Annotated in this window: 5 protein-coding genes; 3 read left to right on the top strand and 2 right to left on the bottom strand. The window is 42.1% G+C overall.

What is annotated here, in order from left to right; all coding sequences use genetic code 11:
- Nucleotides 1-105 precede the first annotated feature (105 nt).
- Nucleotides 106-1275, top strand: a complete 1170-nt coding sequence (locus tag FD44_RS09590) for an MDR family MFS transporter (protein WP_010620468.1) — start codon at nucleotides 106-108, stop codon at nucleotides 1273-1275.
- On the top strand, nucleotides 1276-1632 hold the full coding sequence (locus FD44_RS09595) for a hypothetical protein (protein ID WP_010620467.1): 357 nt from the start codon (nucleotides 1276-1278) through the stop codon (nucleotides 1630-1632).
- On the opposite strand, the gene FD44_RS09600 is transcribed toward FD44_RS09595, so the two are convergent.
- A complete protein-coding gene (locus FD44_RS09600) occupies nucleotides 1629-2378 on the bottom strand; it encodes an NADPH-dependent oxidoreductase (RefSeq protein ID WP_010620466.1) in 750 nt (249 codons plus the stop codon). The genes FD44_RS09595 and FD44_RS09600 overlap by 4 nt on opposite strands.
- Nucleotides 2379-2382: 4 nt before the next feature.
- Nucleotides 2383-2859 carry a class Ib ribonucleoside-diphosphate reductase assembly flavoprotein NrdI gene (gene nrdI, locus FD44_RS09605; protein ID WP_010620465.1) on the bottom strand — a complete coding sequence of 159 codons (477 nt, stop codon included), beginning with the start codon at nucleotides 2857-2859 and terminating at the stop codon, nucleotides 2383-2385.
- 127 nt (nucleotides 2860-2986) lie between these two features.
- Between nrdI and FD44_RS09610 the strand changes: the two genes are divergently transcribed.
- Nucleotides 2987-3586 carry a TetR/AcrR family transcriptional regulator gene (locus FD44_RS09610; RefSeq protein ID WP_010620464.1) on the top strand — a complete coding sequence of 200 codons (600 nt, stop codon included), beginning with the start codon at nucleotides 2987-2989 and terminating at the stop codon, nucleotides 3584-3586.
- Nucleotides 3587-3606 lie beyond the last annotated feature (20 nt).

Consider the following 3606-nt stretch of genomic DNA (forward strand, 5'->3'; position numbering starts at 1 on the left):
ACTAATGTTAGTCAGTTTTTGTGGACGAAAATCCCTTAAATGGATGAAAACCTATGTCAGTTGTGCCATAATTAGGGTAATAAATAAACGGAAAGCGAGCAGAAGATGCAAAATAAGAAAACAGAAATTAGTTTGCCAGCAGTGTTCTTATCGACACTTCTGTTGAATGCTGGGGCGTCATTCATGTGGCCGCTAGTCACGGTTTATATGCATAATTACTTGGGTAAAACACTCACGTTAGCCGGCACAACCCTTTTGGTCATGTCCCTCTTCATGATTTTGGGAAACTATATTGGAGGATATTTATTTGATCATTGGTCTCCTTACAAAACGGCAATTATCAGCTGTTTGATATCGATGGCTGGAATGATTCTCCTCATTTTATTCCATAGTTGGCCAATGTTTGGCATTCTGTTAGCGGTTGTTGGATTTGGCGACGGCGCCAGTATGACGGTTGGTAATTCGTTTGCGGCTTCGGTTAAAAGTAAAACGACCCGCTACGTTTTTAACGCATTGTACATCGGCATGAATCTTGGTGTGGTTGTTGGGACGCTATTAGTCGGTTACCTCCTCGACTTTGGCATTACAATTGTACTGAGTGTGACAACCCTGTGCTATATCGGATTACTTGTGATTATTCTGATTGAGTTCCCCGCAACGCTGAAAGCGCGGAAGGGTAAGGGCAGCAAAAAGGAAGTTGTTAAACGATCAAATAAACTGGGATTGATGATTCCTATTTGCGTGATGGTATTCAGTGTTTACTTGAGTTACACGCTGTGGGAAAGTGTCCTTTCGGTGCACATGACGAACCTCAATATTTCATTTGAAAAGTACAGTTTACTTTGGACGTTAAACGGCCTAATGATTGTGGTCTTGCAACCAATTGCGAATCGAATTGGTGCCAACTATAAATTGAGTTCCCAAATAATCCTTGGGGTTACCATCTTTGCAAGTTCGTTCTTCTTACTCGTATTCGCAGATCGCTACCCAATCTTCATTGCCATTATGGCTATTTTAACCATTGGTGAAATGATTGGTTTTCCGGGAATTCCGGCTTGGGTGGACTCGCTTTCTGATGAGAGTCAAAAGGGAAAGTTTCAGGGCTGGTTTAACATGGCAATCTCGGTTGGCCGAGCGATTGGTCCACTATTTGGCGGGGTGATGATTGATGTGTTCAATTATCAAATTTTGTTTATTTCGGTGACGGTTATTATGTTAGCGGCGTTGGGAGTCGTCCTACTCAGAAGGCGACAAAGTTCAGTGAGGGATGAGTAAATGAGCCCCGAAAGCTTAAAAAAATTACGAAGTGAGCAGCATGAAAATGAGCAATTATTACTGACTCAAATTGGCAAACGGACATTTACCTATTCAGTTGATGCCTCAGAGGCTGATAAAATGCAGGCAAAGCTCAACTTTCTGCGCACACTTAAGCAAAGCCTTCAAAGTAGTTTCCGGTTTACCAATTTTCAAGCAGAGTTTATCGTCAACGAATGTATGACGGGAGTGCTGTTACGGAGCAATGAGTTCATGCTGGTTGCCCCGCAGGACACAAAAAAAGCAGAAAAATTGGTTCGCGCCAGTTTCCTGCTTGCTAATCACTATTTTCGATTTATTGAAACGATGCTGGATTAATCGGCTAAGAATCCTTGACCAGCAATGACGCCTTTGAGTTCTGCTCGGAGCTTTGGATCCCGCGATAATCCTTGCACAATGTGGTGCGTGAAGGATTCAGGACGGGCATTAGAATTTCGACTTTGATAGTAGGCATTCAAAGCGGCATCGTAGCCATTTAATTGCGTTGAAAAGTCGGCAGGAAGCTTGTAGCCACCCTCAAAATGCATCATCGCTTCTGGCATTCGGGGTTTCAAACCAGGGGTGACAGCTGGATGCCCTAGGGCAATCCCGAGAAGTGGAAAAGTTAATTCGGGAAGGTTAAAGGTATCAATGACCCGTTTGGAATCATTGAGGATACTGCCCATAATGGTGCCACCCAGTCCTAAGCTTTCAGCTGCAACCATGATATTTTCGGTTGCGATTGCCGCATCCATAACACCGGCTAAGAATTTATCAGTTGTTCCCAACACATCAGCAGGAATTCCCTCATTCTTGGCAATTTGTAAATTACGATACTGGTCCACCACCATTAATAGGAAGTGACCACTCTTTTCAAGCCAATGATGACCGGAAATTTCACCAAGAATTGCCTTTTGTTTGGGATCGGTCACGCTTATAATGGAGTATTGTTGGGAAAATGTACTGGTAGAGGCGTGCTGAGCTGCAGAAATTAACTGAGCAACCTCTAATTTAGTTAACGGTTGATCCGTAAATTGGCGCACGCTGCGGTGGTTCTCAAGTTGGTCGATAATTTCATTTGCCAAAGAACTAAGCCTCCTCAGCAACGACTTCAGTTAATCGCTCTAACAGGGCATTGTAGACGCGGGGTTCGTCACGCGGAACGCCTCGAAGTTCGTAGTCAGCAAGGAATGGGGCTTCGTAATCGGAAGCGTAACGCTTTGCAGTTAAGCAATATTGTTCATTAAAGTTTTTATTGCCACTTCCAACCACGCCAATTAAGTGGTTACGGTTGGTTGAATAGGCGATATACTCACCCATAACGTTGGTCATCAATTCTTTAACACCAGTATCAATACCATTGCCACCGTCTAAATAGGTTGGCACAAAACAAAAGTAATCTTTCGTTTCCTTTTCAAAGTCGGATTGCTCTGAAATTTCGGTTGCTTCGATGAGTGGTTTTTCGGAATCTTCACTGTGCTGTTTCTCGGCAAATTGGGTCAGATGGGTGATAAAGTTGCGGGTGTTTCCTTCGATTGAGATGAATAAAATTCTAATTGGTTTCAATGAAAATCCTCCGTTCAATTTAGGTCATTATGATATTCTATCTTTAGCTAGTATTTTACACTTTTAATCAGGTAACTTCATTCAAGATTACACAAAACAAATATTATTAAATGGGGAAGTTGTTATTATGGCAGAAGAAAAAGTTGATTTACGTACCAGAAGAACCAAAACGCAAATTGAAATGGCGTTCTTTAGATTACTTAAGAAAAAAGGATTTAAGGCGCTGACGGTTCAGGATATCAGCAAGTCAGCAGGAGTAGGTCGTTCGACATTTTACAGTCATTACTATGATAAATACGACCTTTTGGAGAAATTGGTTTCTACATATACTGATCAATTTGCAGCGGTTGTTCGCCAACGGTTCAATATCAAAGATTCTAATGCTGCCTCAGAAACAATTAAAATGTTACTCCTCGTTTTGCGTGAGTACCAAGAAGACTTAAAACTATTGCTGGAGGTCCACACGGAAGAAGCCGATTTAAGTAGAAGCTTCCAACACGTGCTAAAGGTAACGGTTAAGGAATACCTAACGGGCATTCAGGAAACAAACGATATTTCGTTACCAATCGATTATCTTGCTGAAATGTACGCGATGAACGTCATGACCTTCTTGACGTGGCAGTTGCAACATGGTCGCGATGATAAGGTGATTGAGTTTGGTGATCGGTTGCAGGAAATTGTACTAGATCCTAAACTATTGGATCAAATTACATCGGGTAGAAAGTAAAGGCTCTCTGTCAAATCCTG

Source organism: Secundilactobacillus malefermentans DSM 5705 = KCTC 3548 (assembly GCF_001436395.1).
Taxonomy (GTDB): Bacteria; Bacillota; Bacilli; order Lactobacillales; family Lactobacillaceae; genus Secundilactobacillus; species Secundilactobacillus malefermentans.

Coding starts and splice junctions, on each gene's coding strand:
- FD44_RS09590 (WP_010620468.1), top strand. CDS start 106: ATGCAAAATAAGAAAACAGAAATTAGTTTGCCAGCAGTGTTCTTATCG.
- FD44_RS09595 (WP_010620467.1), top strand. CDS start 1,276: ATGAGCCCCGAAAGCTTAAAAAAATTACGAAGTGAGCAGCATGAAAAT.
- FD44_RS09610 (WP_010620464.1), top strand. CDS start 2,987: ATGGCAGAAGAAAAAGTTGATTTACGTACCAGAAGAACCAAAACGCAA.